Annotated in this window: 15 protein-coding genes; 9 read left to right on the plus strand and 6 right to left on the minus strand. The window is 35.0% G+C overall.

The features are described 5' to 3' along the window. Nucleotides 1-43: 43 nt before the first annotated feature. The 4 genes from fni to mvk are packed head-to-tail and all read right to left on the minus strand — an operon-like array spanning nucleotide 44 to nucleotide 4067. Nucleotides 44-1060 carry a type 2 isopentenyl-diphosphate Delta-isomerase gene (fni, locus tag CP363_RS05525; protein ID WP_057726665.1) on the minus strand — a complete coding sequence of 339 codons (1017 nt, stop codon included), beginning with the start codon at nucleotides 1058-1060 and terminating at the stop codon, nucleotides 44-46. An 11-nt stretch (nucleotides 1061-1071) separates the two neighbouring features. After that, nucleotides 1072-2154, minus strand: coding sequence for a phosphomevalonate kinase (locus tag CP363_RS05530; protein WP_005719692.1), 1083 nt, complete (start codon nucleotides 2152-2154; stop codon nucleotides 1072-1074). 42 nt (nucleotides 2155-2196) lie between these two features. Further along, nucleotides 2197-3159 (minus strand): diphosphomevalonate decarboxylase, encoded by a 963-nt coding sequence (mvaD, locus tag CP363_RS05535; protein WP_013086410.1) that lies wholly within the window; start codon nucleotides 3157-3159, stop codon nucleotides 2197-2199. After that, a complete protein-coding gene (gene mvk, locus CP363_RS05540; RefSeq protein ID WP_089143296.1) occupies nucleotides 3159-4067 on the minus strand; it encodes a mevalonate kinase in 909 nt (302 codons plus the stop codon). Before mvk ends, mvaD begins: the two co-directional genes overlap by 1 nt. Nucleotides 4068-4145: 78 nt before the next feature. On the opposite strand from mvk, the gene rexB reads away from it, so the two are divergent. From rexB to nth, 7 genes are all read left to right on the plus strand, one after another. Next, nucleotides 4146-7625: an ATP-dependent helicase/nuclease RexB gene (gene rexB / locus CP363_RS05545; RefSeq protein WP_098035978.1), complete on the plus strand. Its 3480-nt coding sequence runs from the start codon at nucleotides 4146-4148 to the stop codon at nucleotides 7623-7625. Nucleotides 7626-7627: 2 nt separating this feature from the next. Next, a complete protein-coding gene (gene addA / locus CP363_RS05550; RefSeq protein WP_065990345.1) occupies nucleotides 7628-11236 on the plus strand; it encodes a helicase-exonuclease AddAB subunit AddA in 3609 nt (1202 codons plus the stop codon). 15 nt (nucleotides 11237-11251) lie between these two features. Then, nucleotides 11252-14032 (plus strand): DnaQ family exonuclease/DinG family helicase, encoded by a 2781-nt coding sequence (locus tag CP363_RS05555; RefSeq protein ID WP_089145765.1) that lies wholly within the window; start codon nucleotides 11252-11254, stop codon nucleotides 14030-14032. Between the two features lie 2 nt (nucleotides 14033-14034). Continuing rightward, nucleotides 14035-14532: a hypothetical protein gene (locus CP363_RS05560; protein WP_013086404.1), complete on the plus strand. Its 498-nt coding sequence runs from the start codon at nucleotides 14035-14037 to the stop codon at nucleotides 14530-14532. Nucleotides 14533-14585: 53 nt separating this feature from the next. Continuing rightward, a complete protein-coding gene (gene asnS / locus CP363_RS05565) occupies nucleotides 14586-15884 on the plus strand; it encodes an asparagine--tRNA ligase (RefSeq protein ID WP_005723083.1) in 1299 nt (432 codons plus the stop codon). Nucleotides 15885-15962: 78 nt separating this feature from the next. After that, nucleotides 15963-16607, plus strand: coding sequence for a DnaD domain protein (locus CP363_RS05570; RefSeq protein WP_005719684.1), 645 nt, complete (start codon nucleotides 15963-15965; stop codon nucleotides 16605-16607). A 2-nt stretch (nucleotides 16608-16609) separates the two neighbouring features. Beyond that, nucleotides 16610-17239: an endonuclease III gene (nth, locus tag CP363_RS05575; RefSeq protein ID WP_061204729.1), complete on the plus strand. Its 630-nt coding sequence runs from the start codon at nucleotides 16610-16612 to the stop codon at nucleotides 17237-17239. Between the two features lie 154 nt (nucleotides 17240-17393). On the opposite strand, the gene CP363_RS05580 is transcribed toward nth, so the two are convergent. After that, nucleotides 17394-19706 carry a PBP1A family penicillin-binding protein gene (locus CP363_RS05580; protein WP_089143301.1) on the minus strand — a complete coding sequence of 771 codons (2313 nt, stop codon included), beginning with the start codon at nucleotides 19704-19706 and terminating at the stop codon, nucleotides 17394-17396. A gap of 2 nt (nucleotides 19707-19708) precedes the next feature. After that, nucleotides 19709-20338 (minus strand): Holliday junction resolvase RecU, encoded by a 630-nt coding sequence (gene recU, locus CP363_RS05585; RefSeq protein WP_005723080.1) that lies wholly within the window; start codon nucleotides 20336-20338, stop codon nucleotides 19709-19711. A gap of 68 nt (nucleotides 20339-20406) precedes the next feature. On the opposite strand from recU, the gene CP363_RS05590 reads away from it, so the two are divergent. Both CP363_RS05590 and CP363_RS05595 read left to right on the plus strand, forming a co-directional pair. Beyond that, nucleotides 20407-20976, plus strand: a complete 570-nt coding sequence (locus CP363_RS05590; protein WP_005719679.1) for a DUF1273 domain-containing protein — start codon at nucleotides 20407-20409, stop codon at nucleotides 20974-20976. A 93-nt stretch (nucleotides 20977-21069) separates the two neighbouring features. Next, entirely contained in the window at nucleotides 21070-21480 is a 411-nt protein-coding gene (locus tag CP363_RS05595; RefSeq protein WP_005723079.1) for a DivIVA domain-containing protein, read from the plus strand. Nucleotides 21481-21490 lie beyond the last annotated feature (10 nt).

Raw genomic sequence — 21490 nt, forward strand, 5'->3', positions numbered from 1 at the left:
TGTAAAGTAAAAGCACTAGTAATCATTAACTAGTGCTTTTACTTTACAGTAACTGATCGATTTGAGCCTTTAATGGTAAATCATAGTATTTTTTTATTTGTACCAGGGATGCTAAATCTTTTTTGCCGTAAACAGCAATTAAAGCAGCCAATTCATTTTTCCAATTAGTAATTAATTGCTCTAATCCAGTACTACCATTTTGGATGTATTCTTGTAAAAAAACATTTGAAATACCAACAAATTTTCCTCCTAGAGCTAAACCTTTTAAAATATCTAGGGGATTACGTACTCCACCAGAAACAAAAAATTTAACTTGCTCTTGCCATGCCATCAGAGCAGTCACCACAGTAGGTAAACCTAAATCTTCTAAGTATGAAACGTCACTGGCATTACGTGCATTCTCAATCTGGGCAAAGTTTGTGCCACCAGAACCGGCGACATCGAAGTATTCAATGCCATTTACTTTTAAAAGATGAATGCTTGTTTGATCCAATCCAAAACCGACTTCTTTAATAATAATGGGCAAATCGATAGCGGTACGAATTGCTTTAATTGAATCAAGCCAACGAAAGTCACGATCACCTTCAGGCATGGCAATTTCTTGTATTGTATTTAAATGGATCTGAAGCGCATCTGCATTTAATTCTTGGATAATTTGTTTAATTGCAGAGATTGGTGTTTCTGGATTAACATTAACAATTAGTACACCATCTGGATCTTCTGCTCTGGCAACCATAAAACTGTCTAGTTGATCAGTTTCCTTAGCTAAAATGCTGGCAGATCCCAAAGCTAGGGCAATATTTTGCTGCTGGGCAACCTGTCCCAATGCTTGATTAATTTGTTTAGAAGCAGCTGAGCCACCAGTCATAGCATTGATAAAAAAAGGCGCAGAAACATTTTTGCCAAACATTTCTGATCCCAGAATAGTTGGATCGACTTTTGTTTCAGGCAGAGCAGGGCGCAACAAATGCAGTTGATCAAAACTATTATATTTTTCTTTATTAAAAAACATCTGAGCTAACTTCAGATGTTCTTCTTTTCTTTCAGATCTAATCGACATAGAACTCTCCATCAATGAGCCATGATAATCTGGTGAACCTTAAAATTAAGAGGCATAATTCCATTATGGCGCCATTCGCTTTCAAGTGCTTCAACATCGGTATTAGCATCTGTAATCACAATGCCACAGTCACCATTACCAGCACCAGAAGTTTTAGCAGCTCCACCAAAATTTTCTGCAATTTTGATTAATTGCGATAAACGTGGAATTTCAATGGCAATTTGGTTAATTTTGGCAAAGTGCTGCAACAATTTACGGTTAGCCCGAATTTGTTGTTTGATTAAAGCAATATTGTTTGCTTCGAAACCTTGAACCATCTTTAAAACACAAGCTCTAGAAGCTGCTAAGAAATTTTTATATTCCATATTCAAAGCCGCCTTATTAGCGTTAGTTTCATCAACGAGGCGTGAAGTTGATGCTGGCTTTTGACTCCAACCAATCATCAGTTTCATATCTTTAGGAGGAGTTAGTAATTCAACTTTTAAGCCAGGCCAAGCTTCATTAACGACTTGAACTAAAGTCTTATTAGCTAATTCTTGCTTTAACCATTTTTTGTCAAAAGTTTGGTAAGCTAACCAGCCGCCATAGACACTAGCTGCAATGTCACCAGCTGAGCCATTTCCTTGAACTGAATAGTGTGAAATAGCCGATAATTTATAAACCAGTTCATTGCTCATTTTTACGCCATAAAAACGCAAGATAGCTTTAACTGTAGCTACTGTGACGGCTGCACTTGAACCTAAACCATATTTTTTACCATCTGCAGAATCTAGGTCTGAATTGACGTGTAAATCATAGACTTTCATCTTGATATTTTGCTCAATACAATATTGTTCAGTAAATGAAATAGCTGACAAAATATATTCAAAAGGGTTGTCACGATTATCGATTACCATTTTTGAGCCCTGACGAACCCAATGAATCGAATCCTGTGAGTATTGCTTGGAGTGAATTAAGCCAGTTGCCCCTTTACTCTTAGTGATTGACACACGTACAAATTGGTTAACTGCTACTAAAATAGCAGGACAATCTTGCTCTAATACTGCATATTCTCCGGCAATGTATAACTTTCCGGGCGCTTTTTCTGTTATCAAAAGAACTAAATCCTCGAATCTAATTAACTTTTTTAATTACAACTAGTCCAAATAAGTAATTCCAGGACCAAAACTTGCATTCACTATATTAACATTATTAAATTCGGACGAAAAGCGTTGAATGATATCTTTGCTATTTCTTAATTGGCAAAGTACCTTAATATTTGGTCCTGCATCAATTGTATAGTAACATTCAATTCCTTCAGTACGAAGTTGTTCAACTAATTTAATAGCTTGAATGGTTTGCGGCTCAAAGTAAGTGAATTCAGGCTGTGCAGTTAAATTAATTGCATGCATTTCATTTGCATTTAACTCAGCTAACTGGCCTAGGGCAGTGAAATCATTACTTTTTATAGCTTTGATCATTTCATTTAATTCTGAATCGTTGCGTTCAAGCCAGGGCCTGAAAAATGGAGAAGATTGGGCATCTTTCATACCATAAGTCGAAGAAATCTTTTTTTGTTTGGTATTTAATTCAACTGCTAAAAGGTGAAGATCCATCGTTGGTGTTTCATCTAGTGCATATGCGTAAGATGTTTCGTCGCTATTACCTTTTTGCCAAACAGCAAAACCGCCATAAACGGAGCGGCTGGCAGAACCAGATCCAATCCTGGCTAAACGAGATAAATCTTCTAGATCAATGTTGATGTCATAGCATTGACAAAAAGCAGCAGCTAGTGCCGCAAAAGCAGAACTAGATGATGCTAATCCTGCAGAAGTAGGGACGTGATTGACAGATTTAACGATTAAATTGCCAGTGACGTGAAAACGAGCCTGCAATTTTTTTAGATAAGCAAAAACACGTTGACTAGCTGCAGCAGTTTGCTGTTGATTATTTAAGAAAAATTGATTTTCACCATCTGTTTTTTCAACGCTAGTATCAGTATAAAAAGCATCTAAAGTCATTGATAAACTGGACATTAAAGGAAGACGTAATTTGTCGTCAGCTTTGCCCCAGTACTTGATTAAAGCAATATTTGTATGTGCTCGTGCGGTTCTATTCATTAAATCTCCTCAATCCAGTAGTCACTAATTAAATCTTTACATTTAGCGGCAATTTCTTGGGCGACAGTTTCGTTATCGCACAAGGAAATAGTAATGCCGCCAAGACCTCCGCCTGATAATTTAAAGCCTAAAGCGTTATTTGACAAGGCAATTTTTTGCAGTTGGTCAATTTTATTTGTTGAAAGATCAAATGAGTGCAAAATTTCTTGTGCTTCATTAAAAATCTGTCCAACTGCTTGACGATCGTGCTTGATCCAAGCTTTTTTAGTAAGATCCGCTAATTCACCCAAGCGAGCTATTTTTTTCTTGGCATAGTCGGACTTTTCAAGCATTTTTTTAACTAAAAAAACAGCTTCCTTTGTATTGCCTAGTTGACCAGTATCCATGATTAACAGGGTAGCTCCTAATTTGGTTTGTAATATTTTAGGCCCCATTTTTTTATTAAAAAAAACTAGATAATCTGAATTAACAGTGGCTGCATCAAGACCAGAAGCTTTACCATGATTGATCATTTCAGCATGATTAGTTACAGTCATAATTTCTTTTTCAGTCATATTCAGCTGAAAGAATTGGTTCATTGCCTTAGTGGTACCTAATGCAACAGTAGCGCTTGAACCAAAACCACGTTCCATTGGAATTTCACCAGTGTATGTAATTTTAAGTGGATGGTTATTGCCAGCCTTTTTTTGCATATGTTTAACTACGTATTTTAGGCCATCATATTCTGCCGGTGCTTCAAATAATGGACCGTGGTAGCGAGCGGTATCCATCCACATTTGAGAAGCAGATTCAACAGTAGTTTTAATGTGTAAAGCCTTAATTGGCATAGCTAAAGCATCATATCCATAAACTACTGAATGCTCTCCAATAATAATTACCTTGCCATGAGCTAAATAGCTGCTTTTCATTTTTAATCATCCTTAAAATAGATTTATACAAAAGATTGCCCTTGCTATGATAAAATAAAAAGCAAGGAGTGCGAACAAATGATCAAAATTCTTACAGGACGACAAACCGACCCATTACAAGAAAAAATTCTGGAAGAAGCAGTTGAAAACTATCAGCAACACCCAGAACAAGAAACTTTTATCATCGTTCCTAATCATATTAAGTTTACCACAGAAGTTAGGGCAATTAACAAATTAGCAACAAGCAAACAACAAACTGAGACTGCAGTTAAAAATTTGCATGTTTTGTCTTTTTCGCGTTTAGCTTGGTTTTTCTTAAAAGATGCCGAACAAGGATTGCCTAATCAACTAGATGATGCAGCTAGTGCAATGCTCTTAGCTCATATTATTGAGAACAAAAAAGATGAATTGACTATTTTTGAAAATGTTAATGTTAATTCTGGATTAGTAAATCAGCTTTATCAGACAATTTTGCAAGTTTATGACGGAAATTTAGATTTAGACGAGATATCAGAGGATAATTTAGATCAAGAAACTAAAAATAAATTACATGATTTGCGGATTATCTATGATGCCTTTATTAAAGAAATTGCGGGTAAATTCTCTACTAAGAATGAGGTTCAGCTGCAACTAAATGAAATTTTAGCTAAAAGTAAAAATTTAAAGCAAGCCAGTTTTTATTTCTGTGATTTTTCACATTTTTCATTACAGGAAACACTAACGATTAAAATTTTGATGCGTAAAGCAAAAGATGTAATCCTTGCGTTTAAAACGCGCTTAGGTGAAATTAATTCTAGTGCGGAAGAAGGAGATTATGATTATGTAATCCAGCAAACTATTAAGCGCTTAACGCTGTTCTTACAAGAGAGAAAAATGGACTACGTGACAGCAACTTTTCCGCTTAATTCGCAACCAAATGGTCGTGAAATATTAAATAGTCTTTGGACGGAGACAATTCCTAAAGTTGACGAATTGAAGCAGGTACAATTAGTTAAAGCAGACTCTCGATATGCAGAGGCTTATTTTGTAGCGCGGACTATTTATCAACAGGTAGCACTAAGCAACTATCGCTATCATGATTTTTTGATTTTAGCTCCAAATTTAAAGGAATACGAGACTTATTTGACGCCAATTTTACGTCAAAATCAGATTCCATTTTTTAATGATTTACAACAGGAAATGAAGTATCATCCTCTGGTTGTTTTAATTGAAAGCTTATTTAACTTACATGAGAATCCGTTTCAAACACAAAATATGCTAGCCATCCTAAAGACACACTTGTTAATACCTTCTTGGTATAAGGAAGAGGCGGAGTATATTCATGATGTTGATGAACTAGAGAATTTTGTTCTGGCTCATGGTATTAATCATAATTTATGGAAAAAACACTTTGATAATTTTGTGAATGCTGAAGTGATCCGCTTAGACAAAATGGATGATGAAGTAGCTAAGATCGATCGTTTGCGCAGCTACTTGGTTGATAAGATTTCAACATTTTTCAAAATAATAGAGCAAGAAAAAGATAGTCAAAAGGCGTTAACGATATTTTTTGAGTTCTTAACTAAGAACGGAATTGCCGACCGATTAGAAAAATGGCGTGATGAGGCGAATGCAGCCGGTGATTTACAGCAGGCGCAGCAACCAGAGCAATTATGGGATTTATTAATGCAGCTGTTGCAAGACTATTTAGCAATTAATCCTGAAACTTTTGATTTAAATGAATTCTTTAATATGTTAATTAGTGCTTTCCGAGAAGCAAATTTTTCCCAAATTCCTTCAACACTTGATGCGGTAAACCTTTCTGAAATGGGGATGGTACAAACTAGCGGCTATAAGCAAGTGTTTATCATTGGCGCTACTGCTAGTAATTTACCCCAAATTCAGAAAATGCCAGGTTTTTTAACTACTGAAAACTTGAATCAGCTACAAAATAGTTTTAATTCAGAATCTTACTTAGAAGATAGTCAACAGCTTAATAACTTAGACCAAAATTATCAGTTTGGTTTGTCGCTAGCTTTAGCACAAGATAGGGTATATGTATCTTATCCAGTGCTTAATGCTTCAAATGAAGAACTTGATCCTTCAATTTATTATCAACGTTTAAAGGATTATGGTGCTCAGCAATTTGTTCAACATGATTTGCCAGAAAAGATGCAGGATCTTTTGTCTTTCATTACTAACCCTGATGCAAGTTTAGGCTATTTAACCTATATGAATTCAATAAATTCAGGTCTTGCTGTGCAAGAGTTATTAAAAATCACACAGGAGCAATTACCTCAAAAAACGAAGACAGTGCTTGAAGCAAGTGATTTTGATAACCAGCCAGAAAATATTGGTCAGGACTTGGCTAGTCAATTGTATGGTCAAAACTTGAATTCATCTGTGTCACAACTGGAAACTTTTTATGAAAATTCATATGAATATTTCTTGAATTATGGGCTTAAGCTGCGGCGACGGTTTGAAAATGAATTTGATATTATTCAAGCTGGAAACTATTTTCACGAGACTTTTGACCGTTTAGTGAAAAAACTAAACAAGCAGCATACCGACTTAGCAGATTTAAGCAGCATAGAACTGGAACAAATGCTTAATTCGGTGCGAAATGTGATGAAGGATGAAGGAAAATATTCTCAATTAATGAATGATCCTTTTAATCAATATCTTTTCAAGTGTCTAGACCATACTACTTCTAAGGTAGCTCATAATTGGCGGCGCTCCTTGAAGGAAACCCCGTTACGGGCTAAGTATTCTGAATTAAGTTTTGGGTTAGGCGAAAAAATCAAAGGATTAAGCTTAGAAGTGCCAGATATATCAGGTCAACATAAAGTTGATTTGCGCGGTAAAATGGACCGGGTTGATTTGGCCAATTTCAATGATAAGGATCAAGTTTTAGCCCAGGTTATTGATTACAAGTCATCAGCTAAAAAATTTGATCTTGGGATGTTTTATAACGGAATTGCTTTACAGATGGTTTCTTATTTGGATGTTTTGACTAAAAATGATCAATTTTTTGCTGGAAAAGATCGTCTTTCATTATTGGGTGCTTTTTATCAAACTGTTACTAGACAATTAGAACGTTTGAATAGCAATAAACTAATTGATAGTAGTTTAAATTTGAAAAAGGGAGCAACTGATAGTAAACCCAAGCTGATGTATACTGGCTTAATCAGCAATGATCCAGAAATCTTAGTAGAAGCTGAGCCATTACTTGATGATCATCCTAGCTATTCTTCTGAACTGTATACTGGGGTTAAAACTAAGGCTAGAGGTGGCTTTAGCTTGCCACGTGACCGCAACTTTAGTGAGAAAGAAATTGAATTACTGCTAGAATACGATGAGTATCTTATTCGACAAGCATCAAGCCAAATTTTATCTGGAAAAATTGAACTTAATCCATATCGTTATGGCAAAGCGAAGAATGCCTTAACTTATTCTGATTATCGTGATGTATTCTTTTTTGATGCGATGCTGCGTCAAAATCAATATCATGAAATAAACAATCTGAATAAAAAAGAATTAATTCTTAAGATCAAAGAGAAATTAGGAAAGGAACAATAAAATTGTCTCAATTTACTAAAGAGCAACAACAAGCAATTGATGATCGTGGTCATGATATTCTGGTTTCTGCTTCTGCAGGTAGTGGTAAGACAACTGTTCTTGTTGAGCGCGTTTTAAGGGAGATTCTTTCGGGAACCCAAGTTGATGAATTATTAGTAATTACATTTACCAAAGCAGCAGCTGAAGAAATGAAAACTAGAATTAAACAGGCATTATCAGCTGAATTAGCAAAGCCGGGATCTAATCGCAGATATTTACGTGAGCAGCTAAATCAAGTGGATACTGCTAATATTTCTACAATTGATGCATTTTGTCTAGAAGTAATCCATCGCTTTTATTACTCTGTAAACTTAGATCCAAGTTTTAGTATTCTAACTGATGATACTCAAGCTGCATTGTTAAAAGAACGTGCATTACGTGAAATTGAAGGGGAGTTTCTAGAAGAGAAAGACGTAAATTTTAGGCATTTTTATGATAACTTTGCAGGGGATCGAGATGCGGATAGCCCGCGCGACTTGTTGCTAGATTTGTATGATTTTGCCATGGCCAAACCTGAGTATCGCTCATGGTTAAAAAAATTGGTTGATGTTTACGTGGTTAATGGCAGTATCGTGGAATCTGATTTGTGGCAAAAACAGATTAAGCCATACTTGCTTACTAGTATTGGCGACTTACAAGGGAAAATTAATGATTATTTAGAAAATCCAGTAATAGAAACAAAAGAGCTAGCTAAGGCTAAGGAAGCTTTTACCTTGTTTGCACAAAATTTAGATCATTTTGTTTTTGCTTTAGAAAATGATGCAGACTACGATAAACAACGAGAACTATTACGTTCGTGTGTTTTTACAGTGAATTATCGTAAGTCAAGTAAATGGGATGAAGATGTTCTAAATTTTTATGAAGACCTACAAAAGTTAAAAGATGAAGCAAAAAATTTTGTTTTTGATACTTTTACTTCATTTTTTGCTGTTGATGAACAAGAACAAATTAAAGTCATGCAGCGCGGCCAAAAGATTGTTGCTGCAATTGCTAAATCCGAGCTAGCCTTGATTGATCGGTTTAATAAGCTGAAGCGCAGTGAAAATTTGCTTGACTATAGTGATATGGAACAATTGGCTTATCAGATTTTGAGTCAAGATACATCGAATTCTCAAATGGCTCGTGAATTTTATCAAAATAAATTCAAAGAGATTTTGATTGATGAATATCAGGATATTAATGCTTTGCAAGAAAATATCATCCAGCAAATCAAAAATAAAGATAAAAATACGCTTTTCATGGTTGGTGATGTAAAGCAGTCGATCTATGGCTTTAGACAAGCAGAGCCAAGCTTATTTTTGAAAAAATACCATGATTTTGCCAATGATGATAATAAACAAACCAAAAGAATTCTGTTGTCAGATAATTTCCGCTCTACTGAGCCGGTTACCAAAATTGTAAATCAAGTATTTAAAAGTGTGCTAAGTTCAGATTTTGGCGGGATTGACTATCAAAAAGAAGGACAATTGATTTTTGGTGCTAAGTATTATCCTGAAAACACTCCTAAAGCTAGTGAAGTAATTGTTCATGAAAAGAAAAATAGCAGTAATGAAGATGAAAATGAGATAGATTTTTCTGAAATTCAAATGGTTTTAGCACGTATTAAGCAACTAAAAGAAGAGCGTGTACAAATCTTTGATAGTAAAACAGGAATGAGAGAGTTACGTTACAGTGATATTGCTATCTTGACTAGAAGTCGTAGTGATAATTTGGAAATAATGCAGGAATTTGCTAAGCAGGATATACCATTATTTGTAACTGATGCGAAGAATTATTTTCAAACTTTTGAATTGACTGTTATGATGAACTACTTAAAGATCATTGATAATCCCGATCAGGATATTCCATTAGTTTCAGTTTTACGTTCGCCTTTGTTTAATTTTGGTGAAAAGGATTTAGCTAAAATTCGTATCAAGAGTAAGAACTCTACTTTCTATAGTGCATTGACTTCTTATGTAGGTGTAGGAGATGAATTAAGTACTCGAATCAAAGATTTTTTAAATCAACTAGCTGATTTGCGCAAGTTTGCCACGGCACATCGTATTTCTGAATTGATTTGGAGCATTTATGCTAGGACAAATTTATTAGAGATAATGACCGCACTACCTAATGGTGAACAGCGACGAGTTAATCTAGAAGCTTTATATGAACGTGCTGCTTCATATGAGAGTGCAGGGTTCAAGGGATTATACCAATTTATCAATTTTATTAATCGGATGCGGCAAAGTCAGAAGGACTTGGCACAGCCTTTATTAACTAAAGAAGCTGGTAATGCGGTCAGATTAATGACTATTCATGGTTCTAAGGGACTAGAATTTCCGATCGTGTTTTATGTGGGGATGCAGCATAAATATCAAATGCGTGATTTAAAAGGTAACTATGTGATTAGCTCAGATAGTATAGGAATTACGCTCCGTGAAGAACATTATCGGATTGACTCTTTAGTTAAAGCGATGGGAAATGTAACTAAAAAAAGACAATTATTAGAAGAAGAAGCGCGAATTCTTTATGTAGCATTAACGCGGGCTAAGCAGAAATTAATTTTGGTTGGCGATGTTCCTAATCTGGATAAACGAGTTAAAGAATGGTCGACTGAACTAAATCAGATTGGTCAATTATCATTAGCAGATAAGTTATCTTCCACTAGTCCATTGAGTTTTATGGGACCTGCGTTGGCTTTAGATCGTCACCTAGCTGTGAAAATGTCTGATATTACTAATTCGTTGGATAAGAGTCAGTCGTTTTTGTATATTAATTATGAAAATGCTAACGGTGAACTACCTGATTATCAGAAAGCGGAGACAAGTAATGATAAAACGCAAAGTAACCTTTTAAATCAAACCACGAAACGGCTTTATCAATTTAATTATCCGTTTAAAGATGCTAGTGAAACTACAGCTTATCAGGCGGTATCTGAAATAAAAAAAGCATTCAACGATCCGATCGAGACCGAATTAGAGAATGCTCACTTATTGACATCGACTAATCGTTATTTACAACCGATTGATACTAAACCTAATTTCTTGTATCAAACTAAGTTTACTGGTGCAGAAATTGGAACTGCTACACACATGATTTTGCAGTATTATGATTATCAAGGCAATGGTGCTGAAGATCAACTAGAAGTAGAAATTCAAGAATTGATTAAGCAAAAGAAACTGAATCCAGAAATTGTTTCTAGTTTAAAGAAAGACCAAATTGAGTGGTTTGTTCATAGCAATTTTGCCGAGGAATTTTGGCAAAAGCCAGAGAATTTAAAGCGAGAAATAGATTTTTCTAGTTTAATCTCCGCTAAAACTTTGTTTAAAAACTTTTCAGATCCTAATGCCAAAATTTTGGTTCATGGTACAATTGATGGCTATTTTGTCAAAAATGATGGTATTATTTTGTTTGACTACAAAACTGACCACGTTGATCAATCGCATTTATCTGAATCAATTGAATTGATTAAAGAAAAATATACAGGTCAGCTTAGACTATATGAACAAGCTATCAATGAATTTAGTCAAAAAAAAGTTATTGGAAAATATTTAATTCTGCTTGATGCTAAACAAGCGGTTGAAGTGAAATAGAGGAAGGAGGAAATTATGGCAAAAAGTTTTACTAAAGATACATTTGCTGTAGTTGATCTAGAGACTACAGGAACGCAACGTGAGAATGGGCATCATATTATTCAGTTTGGGTGTGCTATTATTAAAAATCTCAAGGTAGTTAAAACTTATTCATTTTTGATCAATCCGCATCGTGAAATACCACAATCAGTTGTTAATTTAACCGGAATTAATGATCAAGATGTAGCAAAACAAAGAGATTTTGATTATTATGCACCCAAAATTACTAAAATTTTGCAAAATACTGTTTTCGTAGCTCATAATGTTGACTTTGATTTGCCTTTTTTGAATTATGAACTAGTGCAACATGGTTATGAGGCACTTACAAATAAAGCAATTGATACTGTAGAACTGGCTAAGATTGCTTTTCCGACTTTTCCATCTTATAAGTTGAGTGATTTGACAACACAATTGGGGATTAAACATTTAGATCCACATAAGGCAGATTCTGATGCTTATGGGACTGCAGTTTTATTGCTTGAAATTTTTAATAAATTAGAAAGTCTACCTCAAGCTACACTGAATACCCTCAGTTCATTATCTCATGGGCTTATTCGGGATACATCTTGGGTGATTACAACGATTGCAGATAATTTACGTCAAGAAAAACGGCCTTTAGGTAAAGAATATATGCAAGTGCGTAATATTATTCTGCAAAAACAAAATGATAATTCTGAAGCACATGGTGGGAATGCTAAATTCCCAAAGACTGACTCAGAGAAACAAAAGCTATTTAAAGGTCGTTTACACTTTCGTAGAGCTCAAGTCGACCTAATTAATCATTTGCATCAGTTTATTAATGATCCAGATAAAAGAGCGATGCTAATTGAAGCACCTAACGGGACTGGGAAAACTTTTTCTTATCTTTTTGCTTATGCTTATCAGCTTTATTCTGGTAGAAAATTAGTTGTAGCTACACCAACTAAAGTGTTGCAAGAACAAGTGATTGAACATGAAATTCCGCAGTTATTTAAGGTGACTAAGTTGGATTTGACTGCAGAAGTAGTTAAGTCAAGTAGTCGTTACCTTGACCTTGACGGATTTGTACAGACGATTTTTCAAGGTACACCGAATAAGCAAACCTTGATATTACAGATGCAGATACTGGTTTGGCTGACTAAGACTAAAACTGGTGATTTAGATGAATTAAATTTAACTAACTATAATGCACCACTCTTTGCACAGATTCAACATCCAGGGGATGCAAGAGTAGGTAGCCGTTTTGCAGGGGTCGATTTTTGGAATTTAGCGCGTAAACGACAAGAAGAAGCGGATATATTGGTGACTAATCATGCTTATTTGGCTAACCACTATATGGATACAATTTGGGGTCAGAATCCGTATTTAGTCATTGATGAAGCTCATCGTTTCACAGACAATGTCGTAAGTTCGCGTAATGATTCTTTGCGTTTTGAAGCTTTGTGGGGAGTTTTAAGTCATCTCCGTAATTTGCTTTATTTCTCAGATGAAAGTGTTGAAGCGCAATTTAATGATGATGTGCAGCTGAACCTTTTACTAAAGAAAATAGATCCTAAAATTTTGGAATTAATTCAGTTAATTAATGAATTACAAAAGCAACTTTATTTTCAAAGAGATAATGCTGTTAATCGGACAGTTTTAGCTAATGGTAATCTAGAACTTAGTTTTCAAGGAAAAAGTTTATTTGGCGGAAATAGCAAGTTTAAAGCGATTTTACCTAAGTTCCAACAAAAATTAGAAGAGGTTAGGGACTTAACTAATCAGGTTTTATTTGAATTATATAATGAACAAGAACGCATGCTGGCTAATGTTGAGGTATTAGTTAATGAGATTACGGAACAAATTGATCGCCTAGATTATTACTCTGAAAAGGGCTATCAATTGGCTGATTTGCTTTCTGATCAAAAAGGTTTAGAGCAAGATGGCTTTATTTTGATGATTACTAATCCTGATGATCCACTAAGTACCAATTTAGACTGGTTAATGCTTGATGCTGGTGAAGTATTAAAACAAATCTATAGTCGTTTTGACCATATTGCCTTCGTCAGTGCTACTTTAACCAGTAATCGAAATTTTGAATATGCAATCAACCAGTTAGCTTTAACAGAATTACATCCGGTTGAATATATTGGTAAAAGTACTTTTAATATAAAAAAGCATTTGCAGGTACTGGCAGTTAATAATATGCCTAGCCCTGATAGTGAAGAATTTGAAAAGACTATTGCACAAATTTTACTTAGTGACATTCAAGATAAGCACCATGTACTTGTTTTGATGACTAATTTAGAAAAAATTAAAACTGTTTTTACCATGATTATGAATGAGCCACAGCTAAAAGATTTTGAAATCTTGGCCCAGGGATTGTCTGGTTCCAATAACCGAATTGCTAAGAGGTTTGTAATTGCTAAAAAGTCAATTATAATTGGTGCTGATAGTTTTTGGGAGGGAATTGATTTTCATGATTGTGGGATTGATACTGTTTTTGCGGCAAAAATCCCGTTTGAATCTCCTGATCAACCTGAAGTTCGTTTAAGGCAGAAGAAATTGGAAGATCAGGGAATCGATTCTTTTACTAAAGATAGTTTACCAAGAGCTGTCATTCGTTTTAGACAAGGAATGGGCCGTTTAATTAGAGGAGAACAGGATCATGGTCAATTTGTAATTTTAGACCCAAGATTATGGACTAAAGATTATGGTCAAGAGTTTCTTCAAACGATTCCTGTCAAAGTTGAAAAGGTTACTAGAGAAGAATTAAAAAAGAAATTAGAAAATAAATAATTATGTTACAAGATGATACAAGACAAACAATCAAGTTTGTGAGTTGGGTAATTGGTTTGATAATAGTTGCCTTTCTAGCCAGCATTGCTATCTTTTATTATGCTGGATCTAGAAGTCGGGGCAATGATCAAAAAGTTACGCAATTGGCTACTAGTAAAACACCAATTAGAAAGATTCAAAACTATTATCATTTAGATCGCGGCACTAGCAGCTATGCTATAGCAGGCACCAATAATAAGGGAAAACAATATTACTTTATTTATTTGCCAAATTCTAAAAAGGCATATCTATATCCTGCGGCCAAAGGAATCACTGAATCTAAGATTAAAAATAAGTTTAAATCTATCCATACGGATGCTACAATAAATAATATTAATCTTGGTTGGTATAAGGGTGAGGCCGTTTGGGAAGTGGCCTACAAAAAACAAAACGGCAATCTAGGTTATACTTTGTATGAATTCAAAAATGGAAATGATATCTCAGAAGTCGATAATTTATAGAAACTTTGGTATTATGGAAACTGTATAATTGATGAAAAGGTGGATAGGATTTTATGACAGAATTGATTTCAATTAAAGATTCTTCTAAACATGTTGATGAAGAAGTCAAGATGCATGTTTGGTTAACAGATAAACGATCAAGCGGAAAGATTATCTTTTTGCAATTACGTGATGGTACTGCATTTTTCCAAGGGGTAGTACGTAAGAATGATGTATCAGAAGAAGTATTTGATGCTGCTAAGTCACTTAGACAAGAAGCAAGTTTTTACATTACTGGTACTGTTCATGAAGACGCACGTTCACACTTTGGTTATGAAATTCAAATCACTGATTTAAAAGTGGTTTCAAACAATGAAGGTTACCCAATTGGTAATAAGGAACATGGTGTTGACTTCTTACTTGATCACCGCCACTTATGGTTAAGATCAAAGAAACCATTTGCTATTATGCAAATTAGAAATACCATGTTTAAGGCTACTGTAGATTTCTTTGAAAAAGAAGGCTTTATCAAATTTGATGCACCTATCTTTATGCATTCAGCTCCAGAAGGTACTACTCAATTATTCCATGTAGAATACTTTGACCACGATGCATATCTTTCACAATCAGGTCAATTGTATGGTGAAGCCGGTGCTATGGCTTATGGTAAGATCTTTACTTTTGGTCCAACTTTTAGAGCTGAAGAATCAAAGGGTCGTCGTCACATGACTGAATTCTGGATGATGGAACCAGAAATGGCTTGGATGCATCAAGATGAATCGTTAGATATTCAAGAAAGATATCTTGCCTACATGGTGAAGCAAGTTCTAGAAAATAATGAATATGAACTTAAGATTCTTGGTAGAGATCCTGAAAAACTTCGCCCAACTACTGAAGGTAACTTCGTTCGTCTTCCATACGATGATGCAATTAAAATGCTTCAAGATGCTGGACGTGATATTAAGTGGGGCGATGACTTTGGTGCTCCAGATGAAGGCTATATTTCAGAACAATATGATCGTCCAGTCTTCATTGTCAACTATCCAACCTCAATTAAGCCATTCTATATGAAGAAGAATCCTGATAATCCTAAGGAATACTTATGTGCTGATGTAATTGCACCAGAAGGTTATGGTGAAATTTTTGGTGGCTCAGAACGTGAAGGAAATTACGAAATCCTTAAGCAACAAATTCTTGACGCTGGTTTGAATTTGGAGGACTACCAATGGTACCTTGACTTACGTAAATTTGGTGGAGTTCCTCACTCAGGTTTCGGTATGGGCTTTGAACGTACTATTGCTTGGGTTTGTCACCTTGACCACATTCGTGAAGCAATTCCATTCCCAAGATTGATTAACAGAATGCAACCTTAATTTGGTTAATAATTAAATATTGATACACAAAGTTGGACTAGTTATTAGTTCAACTTTTGTTTTTGAAAGGAAATTATTTTGGAATTTAATGATTATCGGGCATTAGGCTTTACAACCTTACAAAATGGATTGATCGCTTACTACCCTCAATTAGGCATTAGTGATGCTGAACTAATTTTGATAATCCAATTGGAAGCATTTAGCCAACGAGGTGAGAGTTTTCCATCTAATGAAAAGATTGCCGCTAATACTAATTTATCGGTTAGTGATGTGGGTAATCTTATTCAGCGGCTAATTGAACGAAATTATTTAACTATTGAACAAATGACTGATAGTCAGGATAAAATTGGTAATAAATATAGTCTCAATAAGTTGTATAATGCACTTGATCACTATATTGATCAAAACGTCTTGATCAAAGATAAGAAAAAAGATAAAACTGTTTCAGTTGCTAATAATTTAGAAAATAATCCGTTAAATTATTTGTCACGAAAAGTAGAAGTTGAATTTGGTCGCTATCTGAGTCCAATTGAACGAGAAGAGATTGCGCAATGGTTAAGTGTGGATCACTATGCTCCTGAATTAATTGAACTTGCTTTGCGAGAGGCTGTATTGTCTCAGGCATATTCTTTAAAGTATATTGATCGTGTTTTACTTAATTGGCAAAGGCATAGTCTGAAAACAACTGATGAAGTTGAGAGATTTTTGAAAAGGAATCGATAAAAATGACAGAAGATTTATTGAGTGATGAAGAAGCACGTAGAGTTTTGAAAAAAATTTTAGCATTGTATCCTGACGCACAAGGTGAATTGCAATGGGATACTAACTTTCATTTACTTTGTGCGGTTATGTTGAGCGCACAAACGACTGATAAGATGGTTAATCGTGTTATGCCTAGTTTTAGTAAAATGTTCCCAACCCCAGAAGTAGTAGCAAAAGCTCCAATTGAAGAGATTGAGCATGAGATAAAAACTATTGGTCTATTTCGTTCAAAAGCTAAACATTTAAAGGCCACTGCGCAAATTTTGGTCGACAAATATAATGGACAGGTTCCTAAGGATAAAAAGTTATTGATGACCTTACCAGGGGTGGGAGAGAAAACTGCTAACGTTGTTTTGGCTGAAGGCTATGGTGTGCCAGCTATTGCTGTTGATACTCATGTGTCACGGATTTCTAAAAAGTTCCATATTGTAGATGACAAAGCTACTCCACATGAAGTAGAGAAGCGATTAGAAGCAATTTTACCTAAAAGTGAATGGATAAAAACGCACCATGCGATGATTCTATTTGGTCGTTATACAATGCCAGCTCGAGCTAAAGGCGATCCGTATTCTTATTTAAATTCCGAAAAGTAAAGCCGAAATAAATTCGGCTTTTTTTATTGAATAATTTTATATAATCTGTTGTTACTAAATTTTAATTTTACAATTTCAGGCCTCAACTACGTTTCGGCCAAAATAAAAACAGATAACAAAACGCTATCTGTTAATAAATATATTTAATTATTGCCTAGTCATTATCCGAATCATCATTACGTTCATGTGATTCTTCCTCAGGTTTTCTCGTTGATGAACTTTGTTGTGTTGAAGAAGATTGTGTTCTTCTTTGAGAGGAAGAGGCTCGCTGACTGCTATTGGATTGAGATGATGAGCCATTTTCACGACTTGATGATGATTGAGTAACTGCAGTTCTAGAAGATGAAGGAGTAGTTCCAGTATTATCGCTTGAAGTATCAGTTTCTTCGTCGTCTTCATCATAACTTGCTGCACTATTACCAATTCCGGCTGGGGCATGGCCTCGAACAAATAATTGCCAAGTGCCGCCACTAGTTGCTAATTCTGGAGGATTAGAGTTATTTACAATTTTCGCTCTTACAACTGAGCTAGGCTGTTTCCAGTCTAGGTTAGGCTTATTGTTCATTAGGTAGGTCATCATACTCTTATACATTAGCTGTGCAGATTGTTGACCTATTCCAGAAATAGTACCGTCCTTTAAATTATCGTAACCAGTCCAAACACCCATAACATATGATCTGGTATAACCAACGAACCATGAATCTTTTGGAGTTGAATTATAGCTTGGGTACTTAGCTAGATCTTCATCAGAGTATTTAACAGTACCGGTTTTACCAGCTTGATAAAGATCTGCAATTTTTGCATTAGTACCAGAGCCTCGTTTGATTACGCCTTTAAGCATATCGGTAATCATATAGGCAGTTGATTTCTTCATTACACGTACACCATTTGAATCATAATTTCTGGTTAATCCATCTGGTGTTTCAATCTTAGAAACAAATTGCGGCTTGTGGTATACGCCCATGGTGGCAAAAGCACTATAAGCACCAGTCATTTGTAAACTAGACGCATTAGCGCCAATTGCTACTGATAAACCAGATTTTGGTGAAACATTAACGCCCATTCGGCGAGCAAAAGCTGAAGCCCGTTTTACTCCAACTTCAGCAAGAGTTTTAACAGCTGGAACATTACGTGACTGCTCCAATGCATGTCGCATAGTCATCATCCCGTCGTATTTGTTGTCCCAGTCATATAATTGGATATTGGTACCAGGATAAACATACTTACTGTCATCAAACATTTTTGCTGTTGACCAATTCAAGTATTGAATAGCAGGTGCATAGTCAAGTACTGGCTTAATTGACGAACCGGTAGAGCGTACAGTTTGAACAGCCCGGTCTAATCCTAATTGAACAGAAGGTAAGTGACGTCCACCTAAGATTGCAACAACATGACCATTGTTTGGATCAACTACAGTTGCACCAATTTGCATTTTATTGTTTGTAAAAGGTACAGAACCGTTGTTAGCTAACTCGTACAGCTTGTTTTGAGCTTTTTGATCGATATTAATAGTAATCTTTAAATTATCGTGATATGGATCAAAGCCTTTGCTCTTAACTTCAGAAATTACCTCTTTAATGTATGGATCATCAATTTTTCTAAGCTTAGACTCGTTATTATTTCGATGTGATTTAAGTCCCTTACTAATTGGTTCAGCAACTGCTTGATTGTACTCAGCTTTAGTAATTTTGTCATTTTGTAGCATAGTCTTTAAAACAATATCACGCCGGTATTTGGCCTTTTGCGGATAAAGATATGGATCATATGCAACAGGTGCATTCGGCATCCCTGCAATCAATGCAGTTTGTGCCAAATCTAACTTACTTAGTGGCTTACCATAGTAGTAGTTAGAAGCAGTACCCATGCCATAATTTCCATAGTTCATAAAGACTTTATTAATATAAAATTCTAAGATTTGGTCTTTACTGAATTCATGTTGGACTTTCATAGCTAACCAAGCTTCTTGAGCTTTTCTCTTCAGAGTACGTTGAGAAGCGGCAGTAGAGAAGACCGTTAGCTTAACTAACTGCTGGGTTATAGTAGAACCACCTGCAGCAATACTATTACTTTTGGCATTAGTTAACATAGAACCAATAATTCTAATTGGGTCAACGCCTAACTTATCTTTGTAAAAACGTTTGTCTTCTACTGAAACTACAGCATCTTTTAATTGCTGAGGAATGTCTTTATTTTTAACATAAATTCTTTTTTCAGAACCAAGTGATAGTAAAAACTTACCATTGTTAGTATATAGACTTGAAGATTTACCACTCTGCAATTGGTCCTGACTAATGTTAGGAGCATCTTTGGCATAAAAAGCAAAAAGCCCGATTCCAGAGATTACTATTAAAAATATCAGCAAAAAGATCCATTTAATGATTCTAATCCATAAGTGGCCACTACTTGGCCTTCGACCATGATAGTCTCTTCGTGATTCTCGTTTCATATTATTGTTATTATCTGCCATGATTATCTTTTCCTATCTGCAATGAATTTATCTACCGCCTTAAGATAAGGCAGTGTAGGACGAAAGCCACTTTTGATTTCAAAAGAATTGTTTTCAATTTCTTTTAAAGTCATTGAGCTTTTATCTTTTTTTCGCCAAGCTCGAATTACAAAACTAGCTGGAGTAACAAAGTAGCGCTCTAAGCTAGCGAACCTAATAATTGTAAAACAAATTCCTTGTTGTTTTAAGCATTCGTCCAAGTGAAAAATTTGGTGTTCATGAAAGTTTTTTAATGGGAAGTTAGTTTTATTCCGTGTTTCTTTTGCCTCAAAATCGAGATAGTACCCTTTATAAACACCATTATAGTCAGTTGTTGAAGCTTGCCTAAAGTAAGCTTCACGAATGACCGCCTTAGAACGTTTGGGATAATCAACTTTAACAATTTGAATTGGGGTTGGCTTTTTATGAACAACTGCAATTTCTTCCATTAAATAATATTTATTAGATTCATTGATTTGTTGCTCAAGTGTCATCCCACGATCAGAAAAGTTAACACCTTTTTTATGATGATATGATCGGTGAACTGGATGTTCATCTTTTTTAGTTACAGGTTTTCTAAATGCGGCTAAACTACCGCTAGGATATTTGACCATTGTCCTCACTCCTGTTAGCATTATAGCAATAAAGACTACATTTTTGAACATAAAGGGGGCTTAAACAAATGCAGCGTTTATGGGTGACTGGCTATCGCAGCTATGAATTAAATGTTTTTGGCGATCGTGATCCCAAGATAACTGTCATTAAATATGCCCTAAAAAATTACCTGACAAGTCTACTGGATGATGGGCAATTGGACTGGATTATTACTGGAGCTAACCTCGGTGTCGAACAGTGGACAGCTGAGGTTGGACTTGAATTAGGAGAAAAATATCCGGTAAGAACATCAATAATGATTCCATATGAAGAATTTGCTAATCGATGGAATGATAGTAACAAAGCTAAATTCTTAAATTTGAAGGAAAAAGTGGACTTTTTTGCTTCAACTTCTAATACCCCTTATCAAAGTCCACTTCAATTACGTAATTATCAAAATTTTATGATTCAGCATACTGATCGAGCATTGATGATCTATGATTCAGAGCACCCAGGTAAACCTAAATATGATTATAATTTAATCCAAAAATACCAGGAAACTAAAGAATATCCATTAGATTTAATTGATTTTTATGATTTACAAGATGCAGCTGAAGAATACCAAGAAAATCATCAAATAAATCATTTTTCTGAATAATATGGTAAAAATTTTATTAAAGTCTGTTTCTTTATTTTCAGTCAGCGTTGTTTTTGCTAAAATAGGGTGGAATGTAAAGGAGTTGTCAGTAAGATGGCAAATTTAAATGATATAAAATTATCAGGACAAGATATATTAAAGAAACAATTCAAAAGTAAAGTAAAGGGATATGATCCCGATGAAGTTGATGCATACTTAGATGAAGTAATTTCTGATTATACTACTTTTCAACAAATTATCGAAGATTTGTATGGTCAGATCGGTACGCTCCAACGTCAATTAATGGATGAAAAGCAAAAAGCAAAGAAAACAGTTGAGGCTGAAGAAGAAAAGGTTAAGACTTATATGCCAACGCATAGAAGAAGTGCGCCTGTGAAGTTTGCAGAAGATGCAGATGATACTCAAGGTGAAATTTCGACTAATATGGCTATTATTCAACGGATTTCAACTTTGGAAAGAAAAGTTTATAATCTAGAACAACACGTTTATGGATTAAAGCATTAATTTTTGCTAT

Origin of the sequence: Lactobacillus sp. UMNPBX12 (assembly GCF_002553955.1) — a bacterium.
GTDB classification, from domain to species: Bacteria; Bacillota; Bacilli; order Lactobacillales; family Lactobacillaceae; genus Lactobacillus; species Lactobacillus crispatus.

Coding starts and splice junctions, on each gene's coding strand:
- fni (WP_057726665.1), bottom strand. CDS start 1,060: ATGTCGATTAGATCTGAAAGAAAAGAAGAACATCTGAAGTTAGCTCAG.
- mvaD (WP_013086410.1), bottom strand. CDS start 3,159: ATGAATAGAACCGCACGAGCACATACAAATATTGCTTTAATCAAGTAC.
- mvk (WP_089143296.1), bottom strand. CDS start 4,067: ATGAAAAGCAGCTATTTAGCTCATGGCAAGGTAATTATTATTGGAGAG.
- rexB (WP_098035978.1), top strand. CDS start 4,146: ATGATCAAAATTCTTACAGGACGACAAACCGACCCATTACAAGAAAAA.
- CP363_RS05555 (WP_089145765.1), top strand. CDS start 11,252: ATGGCAAAAAGTTTTACTAAAGATACATTTGCTGTAGTTGATCTAGAG.
- CP363_RS05560 (WP_013086404.1), top strand. CDS start 14,035: ATGTTACAAGATGATACAAGACAAACAATCAAGTTTGTGAGTTGGGTA.
- asnS (WP_005723083.1), top strand. CDS start 14,586: ATGACAGAATTGATTTCAATTAAAGATTCTTCTAAACATGTTGATGAA.
- nth (WP_061204729.1), top strand. CDS start 16,610: ATGACAGAAGATTTATTGAGTGATGAAGAAGCACGTAGAGTTTTGAAA.
- CP363_RS05580 (WP_089143301.1), bottom strand. CDS start 19,706: ATGGCAGATAATAACAATAATATGAAACGAGAATCACGAAGAGACTAT.
- recU (WP_005723080.1), bottom strand. CDS start 20,338: ATGGTCAAATATCCTAGCGGTAGTTTAGCCGCATTTAGAAAACCTGTA.
- CP363_RS05590 (WP_005719679.1), top strand. CDS start 20,407: ATGCAGCGTTTATGGGTGACTGGCTATCGCAGCTATGAATTAAATGTT.
- CP363_RS05595 (WP_005723079.1), top strand. CDS start 21,070: ATGGCAAATTTAAATGATATAAAATTATCAGGACAAGATATATTAAAG.